The following is a 16,126-nucleotide window of genomic DNA, read 5'->3' on the forward strand; positions in this document are numbered from 1 at the left end:
AAAATACTACTTTTCCAATTTCTTCAAACGCCTGTCTATAGTGAACAGGTAAATGGCTAAGCCCACAAAAATGATAGCGATGGTAGCTATCACCACATATATTTTACCCGAGCTGCGCATGGTATCGGCCATTTCAACACCTGTAGTAGTTTGCGCAAAAAGGCTTGAGCAATAAAATATTGATAATAGTAAAAAGAGGATCTTCTTCATTAGTTTGCGTTCTTTTTATTTTCAATTAAACGGATGCGGTAACGGATGGATGCTATCCAAACTCCCAGTATACTCCAACCTAAAAAAGCCGGGTACAATACTACCCGCATGCGGTTATCCAGGTCCATTTTACCAAAGGCAGGGTTACCACCGTTACCGGGATGTAAAGAATCGGTCATCCGTGGTAAAACCATAATCAAAACAACCATAATAGGGAAGGCGAATATGTTATAGATAGATGATATTTTGGCACGTTTTTGTTCCTCGTCGATAGAGTTACGCAATACCAGGTAAGCGCAATATAACAGGAAGGCGATAGCCGCGCTGTTTTGTTTAGGATCGTTACTCCAGTATTCGCCCCAGGTGTATTTGGCCCATATCATCCCGGTAACTAAACCGAGCACAAAAAACATGATGCCGGTATTGGCACATTCAACAGATATCAGGTCGTACTCCTCTTTACCGGTGCGCAAATACAAAACGCTGTAGATCACCGAAATAGTAAAAACCGAAAACATGGCCATCCACATAGGTACGTGGAAATACAGGTTACGGATAGTTTCGTGCAGGATAGGCAGTGTAGGTACATGGAATAAAAAGCCGGCTATTATGGTATAAAACACCATCACAACAGCCAAAACCTTCCACCATGTTTGATAAATAATATTCATCGTTTTTGAGTAATGCGCAAAGGTAGTATTTTTATGGAAGATGTATCAGGTAAGATGGAAGATGTAACAACTATGGAAAAGGTTTCAGGTAAGATGGAAGATGTGACTTATATAAAATAAAAATACCTCCCTCAATAAACCACATCTTCCATCTTACCTGAAACATCTTACCTCAATAAACTACATCTTTTTCTTATCATCCGGAGCATAATCAACCGGCAGCATTTCGGGTATCTTGTTGCGTGCCCAGGCGCCTTCGTATAAAGTGGCTTTGTTTGATATCACTACGCCATTTAAATCAAAAAAGGCGTATTTAGTGTATAGCGTAATAATGGTCACCATAAAATTCTTCATACTAAGGGGGCGGTAAACCTGCTCATCGGGCAACTCGTCAAGCTTTTTGGTATAAACCACGTACAAACATCCGGGGAAAGCAATACCAAACACATCAGGCCGGTCGGTTTTAGCCATAATATCTTCGGATAAAAGTGGCAACGTGCCCAGCGTTTCAATATACTTACGCAGATTATAAAGATTGTGCCAATGGATGAGCGAATCGCGGTTACCCTCAGCCTCAAACTTATCCATCTTTTTAACAATAAGGTATTGCGGGGGGCGCTCGGCATTTGGTGTTCGCACCAAATGGTACAGTACAAAACCTTGCGCTGCCAGTTCGTTATGAATTAAGCTGCGGTAAAAATGCGTACTTGAGCCATAGTAAGCATCTTCGCGGGCTTTGTGCCAGCGTTCCCGCTGACTTTTGCTGCCCTTCAAATCTTCGTACAAAGGCTGTCCGCCGTATGATATGATCTCGTTAATACCATCGTATTTGAACGAATTGAGCAGGTATTTTAACCGGTAACCTAAAGCTCTGTTCTCTATTAGAATAAAATCATCAGAATGACCCTCTAAAGCTTTATCATTACTATTGTAATACAGATCAACCACCTTTGGGTTAACTATTTTACACTGTTTGGCATTGAGCGATGTACCTAAAAAGTATTTCAGAAACATGGCAAAGTTCTCTTTAGAGAATTTGTGAGATACTACCGAAACCTCCCCTAAGCCATAACTTTTAAGGTGCATATCAATTTTAAGGTTGATCACATCCTGGGCAACCATTATGGTTTGATGGTAGCTCTCGTAGCCAACATAGCTTACAACCAATTCGTATTGGCCAGGTTTAAGGTTGGCTAATGTAAACGTACCATCGTTAGCGGTAGCTGTGCCGTAGGTAGAATTGGTTAAAAACACGCTCGCCTCGTTCAGTGGCACTTGCAGGTCGGTGCTCATTACCTTGCCTTTGATCATCCCACTTTGGGCCATAAGCAAGGCAGGCAACAGCAAAACCAAAAGCATCAAAAACCTACAACGCATAGCTAAATTTAACAGTAAAACGGGTTGTTGATATCATTTGCTTCTGTAACAATTTAAAATGAGTTTTAGTATACGCGATGATCAATCCCGCCACAAAAAAGGGAACAGTAGCAATGATGTTGCAATAACAATCACGTTAATGGCCAGCAGCACACCCATATCCTGGTAGCTCAAACTCCTGTCGAGCCCATCCATAGCGCGCTTGCTCATCCGCACCAGCAACAAAATAACAGGTATAATAACCGGGAAACTTAATATAGCCATGAGTGTACCATTGTTACCCGCTTTTGATGCGATGGCCGATATCATGGTAAATACGGTAGAAAAACTAATGCTCCCCAATAACACCGTTAAAAAATAATAAAGGGTATCAACTGTTGGGTTTTTAAAAAACACACTGTACACTATTAAAGCCAGTATACTCAGTAAAGCCATCAATAATATATTATAAATTATTTTTGACAAGATAATTGCCTGAGGGCCGGCAATAGAATAGTAATATAATAAGCGCCCCCTACTCTCTTGTAAAAAGCTTTTCGCGATAGCGTTTACCGCCGCAAAGAGGATGATGATCCAGAATAAAACATTCCAAACCAACGGGTAACCAGTGCTACCGCTAAAACCCGGATTAAGGTTAAAAGCCATGTAGCAAACAAATACAGTACTTATTACATACAAAAGCACACCGTTAAAGGCGTATTTTGATCGCCATTCTAATAAAATCTCCTTTTTTAAAAGCTGCTTTGTTTGGGTATACAAATCCATTACCTGCAAATATACAATTATACCATACCAGCCGCATGTGCATTTTATTTTATAATACTTTTTTAATGTGAGATGCTATGGTACAGTTGTTGCTTTTAATTAATACATCCAATATAAAATTTATGAAAGCTAATGACCATATAGCAAGTTATTGCTTTAACAGAAGCTGTTCTAATTCTATTTATAGATATCAAACAACTGCGATAACTTATTTAACGCTCGAAAAAACGCTTACCAGCGAGATAAGATGTTCTAAGTGTGGCTCGCTATTAAAATCTAAAATAGATTTAGAAATTGAAGAACAATTGCGCGAGCTTTTGCCAAGTGCTTCATAACCTACGTAACCACCACCCTAATACATGTTGGCTATTCTTTTTAAATTACGCTATCAATGTGTAATTTAGTGTATGTCCAGTATTCTTCATCAAACACCTTTAGGCACGGCCCGCATTACCGAAACCGGTGGCTTTATCAGCGCGATATCTATTTTAGATAACAACCCTGATGAAGAGCAAACCACATCGCCGGTATTAAAGCAGGCAACCAAACAGTTAGATGAGTACTTTGCAGGGACAAGAAAGGAATTCGATTTCCCAATCAAACAACAGGGAACAGATTTTCAGCAAATGGTGTGGAACGAATTAATGAACATTGGCTATGCCAAAACCATTAGCTACACCCAACAATCCGAAAGGATGAAAAACCCTTTGGCTATAAGGGCCATAGCAGCGGCCAATGGTAAAAATAACTTATGGGTTGTTGTACCCTGCCATAGGGTAATTGGCGCCAGCGGCGACTTAACAGGATATGCCGGTGGGCTTTGGCGCAAAAAATGGCTATTGGAACACGAAGCAAAGGTTGCTGGCGTAGGCCAAACCAAACTGGCGTTTTAAACCTTCTCTTTAATTTTTAACAGTTTCTGTATTTTTTGGTAAAGATCTTTTGACTGGAACGGCTTTGCCAAAACATCGTTCATACCGGATAAAATAGCTTCTTGCTTTTCATGCTCAAATGATGCTGCCGATAATGAAATGATAGGGGTGCTCCGCTTAGGTTCATCAAAATTCATCCGGATAGCTTTAGCCGTTTCATAGCCATTCATTTCGGGCATATGAGTATCCATCAGTATGATATCAAAATCCTTCTCTTTTAACATATCGATAGCCTTTTTCCCATTATCAACTACATCAATATTCACATCCCAATCTTTCAATATCTTTGATAGCAGGTATTGGTTTACCACATTATCCTCAACAATCAGTATACGCAAACCCGTTAATGGTGGCAATGTTTTGGGGTTTATTTTTTCTACCGGCTTAACCTCTGGTTTTTCGGCGGCTAAAGTAAACCAGTTTGTAAAATTAAAAATGCTGCCCTTACCAATCTGGCTGCTTACGGTTAATTCACCGCCCTTTAACTCAACCAGTTTTTTTACAATAGTCAGGCCCAAACCCGTACCACCGTATTTACTACTGGTATCATCTTCGGCCTGCTCAAACGAATCAAATATGCGGTTCAACTTATTACTTGATATGCCTATGCCGGTATCTTCAACACTAAATTTTAGTTTTACTCTATCTAGGTGCTTTTGCAGTATCGTTATGGTAAGTTTAATATGCCCCCTATCGGTAAACTTGATAGCGTTGCTTAACAAGTTCATCATAATCTGATTGATTCTTAACGAGTCGACCAGAATGCTCTTCGGTACATCTGGGGCTATCTCTAACACCAATTGTATATCTTTTTCATCAGTTTTAAACTTCAGCAGATCATAAACCGACTTAATGATACTATGAATATTATCAGGCTTACGCACAATACTGAATTTACCTGCTTCTATCTTAGATATATCCAACACATCATTAACCACACCCAAAAGCGATTGCGACGATGTACCCAGCAACTCGATCATGTTTTTCTGCTGACTATCTAAGGGGGTATTTTTTAGCAGGGCTGTTATCCCCAGTATTCCATTAATAGGTGTACGTAGCTCGTGGCTCATGTTGGCCAAAAACGTCTCTTTCACTTTTTTGCCATACTCGGCCAGTTCTTTTGATTTGATCAACTGTTCGGTATAGCTTTTTTGTGGCGATATATCGCTGATGTTTAAAAAAATGATCTTATTACGATAGGATGCCCGGCATTCAACCCAGGTTTGGCGTTTATCAAAGGTTTCAAACCGGCATTCAAAAGATGCCAGGCTTTTATTTTCGATTAATAAATCATTCAGATTGTTTTTAAAAGCTAACTGATCTTCCAGAACCGAAAGGCTCATGATGCTTTTACCCTTTACCTCATCGGGATGGTATTGCAGTATTTTTTCAACTGCGGGGTTAATGCTCAGTATCCTTAAATTTTGCGCATCAACGGTACAAATAATATCAGCCGAATTTTTTACAACAAGGGCGTAGTTCTCAAGCTCTTCGTTCTTGTTTTTGATCTCCATTTGCCCCCTCGAAAGCTGGATGAAAGAATCAACTTTAGCCGCGGTTATATACGGGTCGAGTGGTTTGTACAGATAATCAACCGCGCCTGCCGTAAAGCCCTTAACGGCATATTTAGATTCTGTGGATATCGCGGTAACAAAAATAATCAGGATATCTTTGGTACGCGGGTTTGCCTTTAGCATACTGGCAAACTCAAAGCCATCCATCTCGGGCATCTGCACATCAACCAGGGCAATAGCTATCTGGTTTTCCCAGGCAATTTTTAACCCCTCGTTAGGCGATGTTGTTGACATCAAACGTACATCGTTACGTTCTATCAGTGCCTCAAGCGCGATAATGTTCTCTTCCCTATCGTCAACAATAAGTATATTGATTGGCGTCATAAATTATGGTTGAGTTGTTATAACGAAGCTTTCGCACATAAATTTTAATATCTGTTCACTCGTTAGTATAAATTCTCCGGCATTTATATCAACCGCTGCCTGCGGCATTACATGCATTTCTGCATCTTTTGGATCTTGTATTATAGTTAGCCCGCCTTTATCGCGTAATTTTAAAAGCCCCCTCGCACCATCCTGGTTAGCCCCCGAAAATAGTATCGCTGCACACTTATCTCCATAAGCATCGGCGGCACTTTCAAAAGTAACATCAATTGAGGGTTTTGAATACCATACATGTTCTGATACGTCAAGCGCGAATGTTTTGCCCTTTTCAAACAACGTATGATAGTTTGCCGGAGCTATATATACATGGCCACCAGCTATTTTATCCTTATCCGAAATTTCTTTTACCAAGATACGACAATTATCGCCAAACAGGTTTTCAATATCGCTAAAATTATTCTTCCCTCTGTGAATTACTACAACTATAGGTTGAGAGTGATTTTGAGGTATTGATCTAACCAAATTAAAAATGGGCATAAACGAACCCGCAGAGCCTCCCAATAATAATATTTCGGCGCTCTGTAACCGTTTTATGAGTTGGTTGGTGGTATTGTTAGCCAATTTTTTGATAAATATTTTCTCGCGAATTTACAACCTTTAAACGCTTTTTGTAGTATTCTGAACGAATTGTTTCTTTTGAACCCAGGCACAAAAAACCAAAGCTACACAAGCTGTTATAAAAAACCTCCAATATTTTATCCTGCAATTCCGAATCGAAATAGATAAAAACATTGCGGCATGTTATCATCTGGAATTCGTTAAAAACATTATCCGATATGAGGTTATGTACCGAAAACAAGGTATTCTTCTTCAGTTCGTTATGTACCGAAGCGGCATCGTACATAATGGTAAAGTGATCTGTAAGGGTGCCGGGCAAACCTGCCTGTTTGTAGTTTTCGGCATAGCTTTTAATGTTGCGTAAACTGTATATGCCTTTTTTGGCCTGGCCCAGCATTTCGGCATTAATATCTGTACCGTAAATAAAGCTCTTGCTTTTAAGGCCGGCCTCCTGCATTAATATAGATAGTGAATACGGCTCCTCGCCGGATGAGCAACCCGCGCTCCATATTTTAATATGTTGAAACGTAGCCAGGTATGGCAACACCTGCGTATTTAGCGCTTTGTAAAAGGAAGGATCCCTAAACATCTCGGTAACGTTTACCGTAATCTCATCCAAAAACTGCTGAAAAAAAAGCTGATCATTGGTGAGCACATTTTTTAGCTCCCAAAAGGCCAGCTTTTTTAGCTGCATAATGCGCAATACCCTGCGTTTTAGCGATGCCTTGGTATAGTTAGAAAAATCAAAACCGTGAATTTGCCTGACCAATATTATCAGTTCGTTCAACTCCGGTAACGAAATATCGTCGGTAGTACTCATTATTGCTCCAGCCACAATTGCATTAAAGCCAACAATCTGTCAATATCAACCGGTTTGGTAATATAATCGTTAGCACCGGCTTCAATACATTTATCCCTATCTTCTTTCATTGCCTTAGCCGTTAAAGCAATTACGGGTAATTTAGCCCATTTTTGTTGTTTACGTATGTGGCGCATGGCTTCGTAACCATCCATTTTGGGCATCATAATATCCATTAGCACCATATCAATACCCGGTATCTCTTCAAGTTTGGTTAATGATTCCTCGCCATCGTTAGCAATTTCTACAATCATATCATAGGTTTGCAAGGCGCTGCTTAACGCGAAGATGTTACGCATATCATCGTCAACAATTAATATTTTTTTATTCTTCAGCATATTTTTATCACCCGAATACGATTTAACTTTTGCACTATCTGTCAACGGATAAGCATTACCCGCCGTACTGTTAATTTTATTAAGGAACAGGTTTACCTCGTCTATTAACCGCTCAGATGATTTATTGTTCTTCACCACCATGGCGTTGGCATATTGCATTAACCGGCTAACCGATGTTTTATCCAGTTCCATAGCTGTATTCACAATTACCGGTAAGGAAATAAAGCGTTCAACCTCCTTAATTTTATCCAACAGATCAAGGCCCGAAATATCGGGCAGGTTAATATCCAGTATTACACACTGGTATTCCTTTTCCATCAGCATGTTAAACGCGCTTTTGCCATCAAAAGCCTGATCTACGGTTATGCCTTGTTTCTCCATTAGCTCTTTTAGAGCCTGACTTTGCATTTTATGATCTTCTATCAGTAATATCTGTTTAAAGGCGGCACCGCTTTTGGCGGCCATATCTTTAAACAACTTATCCAACACTTCGGTATTGATCGGTTTTTTGAGGAAGCTAATTGCACCTTCTTTCTTAACCTTATTAACCGCCGCATCACCTGCCGACATTAAGTGTACCGGGATGGTTGATACTGTAGGATCTTTTTTCAGCTCCTTCAATATCTGCCAGCCATCTTTGCCGGGAAGCATAATATCCAGAATAACGGCGTCGGGCTGGTTGGTGGTAATTACATCAACCGCGGTATCGCCATCGTGTACCAGTATTGATTTATAGCCATGTTGCTTGGCGTAATCCTGCAATATGGATGCAAAGTTTTTATCATCCTCAACAATAACAACCAATGGCTCGGTGCGGCCACTTTTTAGCGGACCGGTAGCCAATGGCTTATCTAAACTAAATGGAGCGGTATCATTCTCTTCCTCATCTTCTATCCACGATTTTACCGTTGGTACATCGTCGGCATCGTTGGTTGAAGCCAATACACCTTCTAAAGGTAACACCAGCGTAAACTCGCTACCTTCTCCCGGTGTGCTCTTTAGCTTGATCATACCACCTAACAGGTGTGCCAGTTCGCGACTGATGGATAGGCCCAGGCCTGTACCACCATATTTACGACTGGTTGAACCATCTGCTTGCTGGAAAGCTTCGAATATCAGTTTCTGTTTATCGTAAGGGATACCGATACCTGTATCTTTAATGGTAATAGCCAGTTTTTTGCCGGTATCGTCCCTATGGGCGATGATACTTACCGAGCCATTTTCGGATGTAAATTTAAACGCATTTGATAACAGATTTTTAATCACCTGCTGTGTGCGCATCATATCTGTAAGGATATGCTCAGGCGCACCTTCGTTTATTTGGGTGGTAAATTTGATGTTTTTGTTCTTAGCAATTTCGGCAAACAATGCTTCTGTGCCCGATACAATATCGGCCACCTTAACCTGCTCATTTACCAGTTCCAGCTTGCCCGATTCTATTTTAGACAGATCCAAAATATCGTTGATCAAAGTCAACAGATCGTTACCGGCATTAAATATTACCGATGCATATTTGATCTGATCTTCGGTTAGGGTTTGCGCCTTGTTATCTTTCAATATCCGCGCAAGCACCAAAATACTATTTAAAGGCGTGCGTAACTCATGGCTCATGTTAGCCAAAAACTCCGACTTATATTTACCCGTAGTTTCCAACTCGCGCATTTTTTGACCAATGGCGCGGCGGGCCTCTTCAATAGCCTGGTTCTTTTCTTCAAGCAAGCTGGCTTTTTCTTCCAATTCGGCATTGGTAGTGCGCAGTTCTTCTTGTTGTACACGCAGCTCTTCTTCTGATGACTGCAACAGTTCTGTTTTTTTGATCAGTTCTTCGTTGGTGGTACGCAGTTCTTCTTGTTGTGCTTCCAGCTCTTCGGCTTGTTGTTGCACTTCCTCAAACAGATCGTGCATAATGGTACGCGCCTGTGCCGTGTTGATAGAGATGCCAACTATGTTGGATATCGTTTTTAAATACAGTTCGTTATTGCTGCTTATGCCATTTGCAAAAGCGATCTCCATAACTCCCTTCAGCTTCTTATCAAAAAAGAACGGAACGATGAACGTTTCGGCAATTTCTTGCTGTAATAGTGATGATTCTAAACCTAATTTAGTATTCACCTTACCTTTTATCAGTTGCGTTTTGCCATCCTGAGCGGCCTGCCCTACCCAGCCCTCGGTAATTTTTATCTGTTTTTTGATCGCATCCAGGTCATGGAAAGCAAAGCTCCCAATAAAATTGAGCCAGTTATCCTTTTCACTATACAGATAAAATGTTCCGGCCTGGGCACCCGTATATTCGCAAGCCTCGGTAATTATCTTTACGGCCAATTGCTTTTCACTCTGCTCACCCTGAACCATATCGCTCAGTTTACCAGTACCGGTTAGCAACCAGTTTTTAGCCTCATTTTCTACTAACACTTTCTCTAACTGATCGTTAGAATTTAAAATTTCGCCCTCTATTCTTTTTTGCTCCGCAAATGTTTTTTGGATGTAGAAGAACAGCATTAAAACAATACCTACAAATACCAACGAACCAATGATGATGATCCATCTGGCCCTTGTAGATGCCTGGTTAGAGCTTTCCTTACGTATTACAAGTAACTTATTCTCTTCGTTATTGATCTGGTCTTTAATATAACGGATGCTATCCATGTTGCGCTTACCATTCAAAAACATATGGTTTTGAATCATGTAATCAAGGCCTTTGGTTTCGCGGGTAACAATATCGTCCTTAATAATATCGAGTTGCTTATGCACTAACGTTTTTAAGGAGTCTATCCGGCGTTGCTGGCTTGCATTATCAACAGTAAGGTTTTTTAACGAATCTATCCGCTCAACTATACTAGGCAGCGCAGCGTTATAGGGTTCTAAAAAATCTTTGTTATTTGTGGCACCATAACCGCGCATGCCGGTTTCGGCATCAACCATGAGTTGCAATAAGCCTGTTGAGTTTTTAATCACCTTTTGGGTATGATCAACCATATTGGTATCTTCTTCTAACTGCTTTATGCTGATAGTAGCCCAGATACCGATATTAATTACAAGCACAATGGCCACAACAAACCCAGTGAGCACCTGCTGGCGGAAAGACATTTTTAACATAGAAAAGTGTTTATGCTGATAAAAGTAGCTCTAAAATAACAATTAACGAAAAAGCTACGAAAAAAACGACTCTACGGATGTAAAGTCGTTAATTATAAAGCAAATGATTTGAATAAATTTTAAAGCGGCACTAAACCGGGGCAACCTCTGCCGGATTGGTGATTCGTGGTGGCCTGTTGGCGATGCTGGCCGCTACCGATATTACACCACCTACAAACAGTACATACCAGCCCCATTTAAATTTAATTAAATGCGACAAACCGCTTGATAAACCCTTGAGCGGGATAAAACTAAAAGCTGTGCTCACTTTGGTAACTGCCGCGCCATACAACGCCACTACCAATACTAACGACAGAATAGCCATAACCCGGGTTAAGCCACGTTGTTGTAACAAGGCACATAACAAGCCAACTACAGCTATAGCCAGCATGGCAATGCCGTATGGCTTATTTAGTGAGTAAACATTCATCCGCACTACAAAGCTCAACAGCGGGCTAAATGTGCCTGCAATTAAAAGTATGAATCCTACTATTGAGAATAAGGAACTGATGCGCATAGTTTTATTGTTTGATCTCCATTTTATCGGCAAAGTGCGCGCAGTAATCGCGCAAATCTTCTACAATATTGGTTTCGCCGGTGGCTCGTAAAAAGCTATCGCCCATGGTTTGCAGGGTTTCGTAAAAAAAACGTTTCATCTCGTCAACAGGCATATCTTTCGTCCACAGGCCAATAGTTAGCGTATTTTTGTAGTTATGATCCCACAACGACAGGTTGAAAGATTTTACAGGCAATGCCTCTTTGTTTGCAGAATCGGTTGATTCCCACAGGATATTTTCCGGAAGGTTATTTTCATCAAGTTCAACGGTGATCTTAATTTCGGCTTTTTTCATTAGTAATATAATCGTAGTAATTTATTTAACAAGAATATAGATCACGGCAGTTAAAACAATAAAACTTAACTCTATGATCCATAATTTTTTAGTTTCGGGGAAAAAGTTGCGCAGCATCATATCAATCACAAACACCACCAGCGCGAACAGTAAGAACACGGCACAAATGGTACCGCCAAAACTCAGCGTTTTGCTATTACCTATTTTTATCCCATAAATGCCAATGTATGCCGCCGCGACTATAAAAAATGCCGTAGCTATATTGAGGGGCGTAATTTTAAGCTTCATTTATACTGCTAATACTTTTTACGTTGCCTGTTTGAGCGTGCCGCCGCGGCTTTTTTACCGGGCTGGTTGTTGTGCTTTGTTTTACCTTTTGCAGCATCAAATTTTTTGCGCTGGTTTAGGGTTTTCTTTTCGTGGAAAGCGCCTTTAAAGTCGGGGTCTTCTTTGCGTTTCTGCAAATCTATTTCCCTGTCCTGGTCTTGCTTTTCCTCGTAAGGTGTTACTTCCACAAAAACATCTGCCGGCAAAAATACAACAGGAATTTGTTGGCGTATCAATTTTTCAATCTTTCTAATGTAATATTCTTCGGCAGGGTTGCAAAAAGTGATGGCTTCGCCACTTTGGAACGCTCGGCCTGTACGGCCTATCCTATGTACATAGTCTTCGTAAACTACAGGCACATCAAAATTGATCACGTGGCTCACATCGCTCACATCAATACCGCGCGATGCTACATCGGTAGCAACAAGTATTTTAACCTCATCGTTTTTAAAGGCGTTAATGGCGTTGATACGGGTGTTTTGCCCTTTATTGGCATGCAGTACCCGTACCTCTTTATCACCAAACTTGCGGAGGATAAATTTATATACATCTTCGGCAGCCACACGGGTTTTACAGAAGATGATGAGCTTGGTAATATCATCGGGAGCATCCAAAAGCTTACGCAACAGGTTGATCTTGGTTTTCATGTTGGGTACATGATACAGGCTTTGGTTAACCGTTTGCGCCGGCGTAGCCTGCGGGGTAACCTCAATAACCGTAGGGAACTCCAAAAAATTAGCCGACAGGTTCTGTATCTTATCGCTCATGGTAGCCGAGAACAGCAGGTTTTGGCGCTTGCGCGGAACTACCTCCAATATCCTGTTTATCTGGGGCATAAAGCCCATATCCATCATTTTATCGGCTTCGTCCAGCACTAAAACTTCCAGCTTTTTGGTAACCATGTGTCCCGTAAGGTAAACATCCATAAAGCGGCCGGGGGTAGCTACTATGATATCTACGCCTTTATCCATTAACTCCTTTTGAGTTTTGGGTCCTAAACCACCGTAAAGGGATACGATACGTAAGTCGGTATATTTGGCAAATTCGCGGGCGTTTTCTTCAATTTGCAAGGCAAGCTCGCGAGTTGGCGCAATCACCATAGCGCGGGCGTCCATTCCTTGCGCGTATTTTAAACGCATAATAATGGGCAGCATATAGGCGGCAGTTTTACCCGTACCGGTTTGCGCTATCCCCATCACATCCTGACCGTTCAAAATAGGCGGCATGGCTTTTTCCTGAACAGGCGTAGCTTCGGTATAACCGGCATCGGCAATGGCATTCAAAATTTGCCGGTTAAAATTAAATTCTTCGAAAGTTACGGACATAGCCGCAAAGGTAAGCTTTTAAGTCGGGAGATAAGAAGTTGCAGCTAAAGATATGGCTTTACACAACACAATTAACTTTACATAAAAATTGAGGATCACTAAAAAGGCAAATTATCACCGCGAGTAATATATATAAAACAACGTGGGCCAGCACCATCCCTGTCACTAACCAGCCATTCATTATTTTTCTTTCAAAGTACCGTTCATTAACAAATTCAAGCTCTTTTATGAGCCCTCCAAGTTTTTTAGATTCACGCCACATAAACTGGCTCACGCAAATTTCAACGAGTATAAAGGTAGCAATCACTAAATAAAATACGTAAGTGCTGCCCTTGTTGCTTACACCCACAATAAATTTTGAAGCTTTGTCTGAAGATGTAATAAACCAGCCAATAATTAAAATTTGGGTAGCCGTTGTAGTCAATACATATTTTATGTAAGTTTCGTAGGCTTCCTTTAAATCAGTAAATAAATATTCAAAAAGGTCTTCTTTGGCTATATTATCAACTGGCTTGGTATTTTCAGGATGTGTGCTTTTAGCCATCGGTTTAGGTTTAATAAACTAAAATACAAAAAGTTAAGTATACTATACATTCCATCACATTAAAAAAACAATTGGTGCATGGTAATTAAAACTTCTGTTTAGTTTTGTCTCAATACTTATATCTCAATACTAACATCCCTTATGCCCACCATCCTCATTAAACAAGCCACAATAGTTAACGAAGGCCGCCAATATGTTGCCGATATTTTAATTAAAGATGGCCTTATCGACCAGATCGCTCTATCAATAAACGCCCATGCCGATACCGAGATCAATGCCGAAGGCTTACACCTTTTGCCGGGTTGTATTGACGATCAGGTGCATTTCCGTGAGCCGGGATTAACGCATAAGGGCGATATTTATACCGAATCGCGGGCCGCGGTTGCGGGAGGTATTACATCTTTTATGGAGATGCCGAATACTGTACCCAATACTTTAACGCAGGATTTACTGGCTGATAAATATAATATAGGGGCACAAACATCGCTGGCTAACTACTCTTTTTTTATGGGAGCCAGTAATGATAATTTAGACGAGGTTTTGCGTACCGACGCGGCCAATGTTTGCGGTATTAAGGTTTTTATGGGATCGTCAACCGGGAACATGCTGGTTGATAATCCGAATACGTTGGATAATTTGTTTGCACAATGTCCAATGCTTATCGCGACCCATTGCGAAGATGAGGCTACCATTAAAAGCAACCTCAACCACTTTAAACAATTGCTTGGCGATAACATCCCGGTGAAGCTGCACCCTAAAATTCGCAGTGCCGAGGCTTGCTACCTATCATCAAGTATGGCTGTGGAACTGGCTAAAAAACATAACACCCGTCTGCATATTCTGCATATATCCACCGAAAGGGAAACACACTTATTTGATAACACCATCCCGCTTAAGGATAAAAAAATAACCGCCGAGGCCTGCGTGCACCACCTATGGTTTAGCGATGCAGATTACGAAACCAAGGGCAACCTGATTAAATGGAACCCCGCCGTTAAAACCGCCGCCGACCGTGATGGCATTTTAGCAGCTGTACTGGATGGCCGTATTGACATCATAGCTACCGACCACGCCCCGCATACCATCGAAGAGAAATCAAAATCCTACTTAGAGGCCCCCTCCGGCGGACCATTGGTACAACATGCCCTGCCCGCAGTTTTAGAAATGCACCACCAGGGTAAACTTTCTTTAGAGCAAGTGGTAGAAAAAATGGCGCACAACCCTGCAATCTTATTTAATATAGAAAAACGTGGCTTCATCCGCGAAGGTTACTGGGCCGATCTCGTGCTGGTAAACCTCAACTCGGCGTGGACGGTTGACAAGCAAAACATCCTATACAAATGTGGTTGGAGCCCGTTCGAAGGGCAGCAATTTCAATCTGCCATTACGCATACCCTGGTATCGGGTAATTTGGTTTATGAAAAAGGAAAGTTGATTGATGACGTTATGGGTAAACGCTTAACGTTCAATGTATAATTATCTATTTTCATATTAAGAAAATTGTATCTTAGTCAAAGACCAAGCCTCTTAATATAAATGGAAGATAAAGAACTCAAGCACGAATTTGAATTAGAGCGTGTTATATTATTCAGCGACGCGGTTTTCGCCATCATCATAACTATTATGATATTGGATGTAAAATTACCCGAAGGATTAAAACACGCATCGGCAGATGAAATAAAACATGCCTTTAAAGAGCTGATGCCAAAGCTTTTTGCCTACATGGCCAGCTTTGGTTTAATAGGTGTATTTTGGACAAGGCACCTCAAAATATTCAAAAACCTGAGAGACTATGATATGAAACTGGTTGCAGGCAATTTGTTTTTCCTGTTCGTAATATCCCTGTTTCCTTTCGCAATATCAACTATCACCAGCGGTTTAACTCTAAATAATTATTGGACGGTAGATATTTATTTAGGCATCATCCTCACCGGTATTTTCGCGCAAACCATTATTATTGGTCATATCGTAAAACACAAAGAAAAATTGAGCTTTAATCCCGAAGCGATAGAAGACATTTTGAAATGGAAAGCCATGAAGTATAACTACTTTATTTATCCCCTGGCTATGATTACGCTAATTGTTTTAACCATTATACAGGTTGAACCAACCTTCATTATGTACACACTTGTAGTTTACGCTTTGGCCATCAGGGTGATCAGCAACAAGTACTATCCTGTTAAAAAGAAGTTAAAGTTGAAAGAGGAAGAAATTGAATCACAAATTGCTATTGACAATTAATTTTTATTTAGATTTGATTATCAATACATTAAAAC

The 16,126-nt window shown here is 40.7% G+C and carries 16 protein-coding genes; 3 read left to right on the plus strand and 13 right to left on the minus strand.

The window, feature by feature from the left end:
• Positions 1–6 precede the first annotated feature (6 nt).
• The 4 genes from ABIN91_RS11590 to ABIN91_RS11605 form a co-directional block, all read right to left on the minus strand.
• A complete protein-coding gene (locus ABIN91_RS11590; protein ID WP_348051267.1) occupies positions 7–210 on the minus strand; it encodes a CcmD family protein in 204 nt (67 codons plus the stop codon).
• Positions 210–872, minus strand: a complete 663-nt coding sequence (ccsA, locus tag ABIN91_RS11595) for a cytochrome c biogenesis protein CcsA (protein ID WP_348051341.1) — start codon at positions 870–872, stop codon at positions 210–212. The genes ABIN91_RS11590 and ccsA overlap by 1 nt, the downstream gene beginning before the upstream one ends.
• Before the next feature lie 189 nt (positions 873–1,061).
• Complete coding sequence (locus ABIN91_RS11600) at positions 1,062–2,258, minus strand: carboxypeptidase-like regulatory domain-containing protein (protein ID WP_348051268.1); 1,197 nt, start codon at positions 2,256–2,258, stop codon at positions 1,062–1,064.
• A gap of 81 nt (positions 2,259–2,339) precedes the next feature.
• Positions 2,340–3,023: a heme exporter protein CcmB gene (locus ABIN91_RS11605; RefSeq protein ID WP_348051269.1), complete on the minus strand. Its 684-nt coding sequence runs from the start codon at positions 3,021–3,023 to the stop codon at positions 2,340–2,342.
• Between the two features lie 407 nt (positions 3,024–3,430).
• Here ABIN91_RS11605 and ABIN91_RS11610 point away from each other — a divergent pair, with 407 nt between their 5' ends.
• Positions 3,431–3,916: a methylated-DNA--[protein]-cysteine S-methyltransferase gene (locus ABIN91_RS11610; protein WP_348051270.1), complete on the plus strand. Its 486-nt coding sequence runs from the start codon at positions 3,431–3,433 to the stop codon at positions 3,914–3,916.
• Here the strand turns inward: ABIN91_RS11610 and ABIN91_RS11615 are convergent.
• The 9 genes from ABIN91_RS11615 to ABIN91_RS11655 form a co-directional block, all read right to left on the minus strand.
• Positions 3,913–5,853, minus strand: a complete 1,941-nt coding sequence (locus ABIN91_RS11615) for a response regulator (RefSeq protein ID WP_348051271.1) — start codon at positions 5,851–5,853, stop codon at positions 3,913–3,915. The genes ABIN91_RS11610 and ABIN91_RS11615 overlap by 4 nt on opposite strands.
• 3 nt (positions 5,854–5,856) lie before the next feature.
• Positions 5,857–6,474 carry a chemotaxis protein CheB gene (locus tag ABIN91_RS11620; protein WP_348051272.1) on the minus strand — a complete coding sequence of 206 codons (618 nt, stop codon included), beginning with the start codon at positions 6,472–6,474 and terminating at the stop codon, positions 5,857–5,859.
• Positions 6,467–7,306: a protein-glutamate O-methyltransferase CheR gene (locus ABIN91_RS11625; protein ID WP_348051273.1), complete on the minus strand. Its 840-nt coding sequence runs from the start codon at positions 7,304–7,306 to the stop codon at positions 6,467–6,469. The genes ABIN91_RS11620 and ABIN91_RS11625 overlap by 8 nt, the downstream gene beginning before the upstream one ends.
• Positions 7,291–10,764, minus strand: a complete 3,474-nt coding sequence (locus tag ABIN91_RS11630; RefSeq protein WP_348051274.1) for a response regulator — start codon at positions 10,762–10,764, stop codon at positions 7,291–7,293. Before ABIN91_RS11630 ends, ABIN91_RS11625 begins: the two co-directional genes overlap by 16 nt.
• A gap of 130 nt (positions 10,765–10,894) precedes the next feature.
• Positions 10,895–11,320, minus strand: coding sequence for a hypothetical protein (locus ABIN91_RS11635; RefSeq protein WP_348051275.1), 426 nt, complete (start codon positions 11,318–11,320; stop codon positions 10,895–10,897).
• 4 nt (positions 11,321–11,324) lie between these two features.
• A complete protein-coding gene (gene gldC / locus ABIN91_RS11640; protein ID WP_348051276.1) occupies positions 11,325–11,654 on the minus strand; it encodes a gliding motility protein GldC in 330 nt (109 codons plus the stop codon).
• Positions 11,655–11,675: 21 nt separating this feature from the next.
• Entirely contained in the window at positions 11,676–11,942 is a 267-nt protein-coding gene (locus ABIN91_RS11645; RefSeq protein WP_348051277.1) for a hypothetical protein, read from the minus strand.
• An 8-nt stretch (positions 11,943–11,950) separates the two neighbouring features.
• Positions 11,951–13,306 carry a DEAD/DEAH box helicase gene (locus ABIN91_RS11650; RefSeq protein WP_348051278.1) on the minus strand — a complete coding sequence of 452 codons (1,356 nt, stop codon included), beginning with the start codon at positions 13,304–13,306 and terminating at the stop codon, positions 11,951–11,953.
• A gap of 58 nt (positions 13,307–13,364) precedes the next feature.
• Positions 13,365–13,850 carry a hypothetical protein gene (locus ABIN91_RS11655; protein ID WP_348051279.1) on the minus strand — a complete coding sequence of 162 codons (486 nt, stop codon included), beginning with the start codon at positions 13,848–13,850 and terminating at the stop codon, positions 13,365–13,367.
• A 141-nt stretch (positions 13,851–13,991) separates the two neighbouring features.
• Here ABIN91_RS11655 and ABIN91_RS11660 point away from each other — a divergent pair, with 141 nt between their 5' ends.
• Entirely contained in the window at positions 13,992–15,326 is a 1,335-nt protein-coding gene (locus ABIN91_RS11660) for a dihydroorotase (RefSeq protein WP_348051280.1), read from the plus strand.
• Between the two features lie 60 nt (positions 15,327–15,386).
• Positions 15,387–16,091 carry a TMEM175 family protein gene (locus ABIN91_RS11665; protein WP_348051281.1) on the plus strand — a complete coding sequence of 235 codons (705 nt, stop codon included), beginning with the start codon at positions 15,387–15,389 and terminating at the stop codon, positions 16,089–16,091.
• Positions 16,092–16,126: the final 35 nt, after the last annotated feature.

Source organism: Mucilaginibacter sp. (assembly GCF_039921305.1).
GTDB lineage: Bacteria > Bacteroidota > Bacteroidia > Sphingobacteriales > Sphingobacteriaceae > Mucilaginibacter.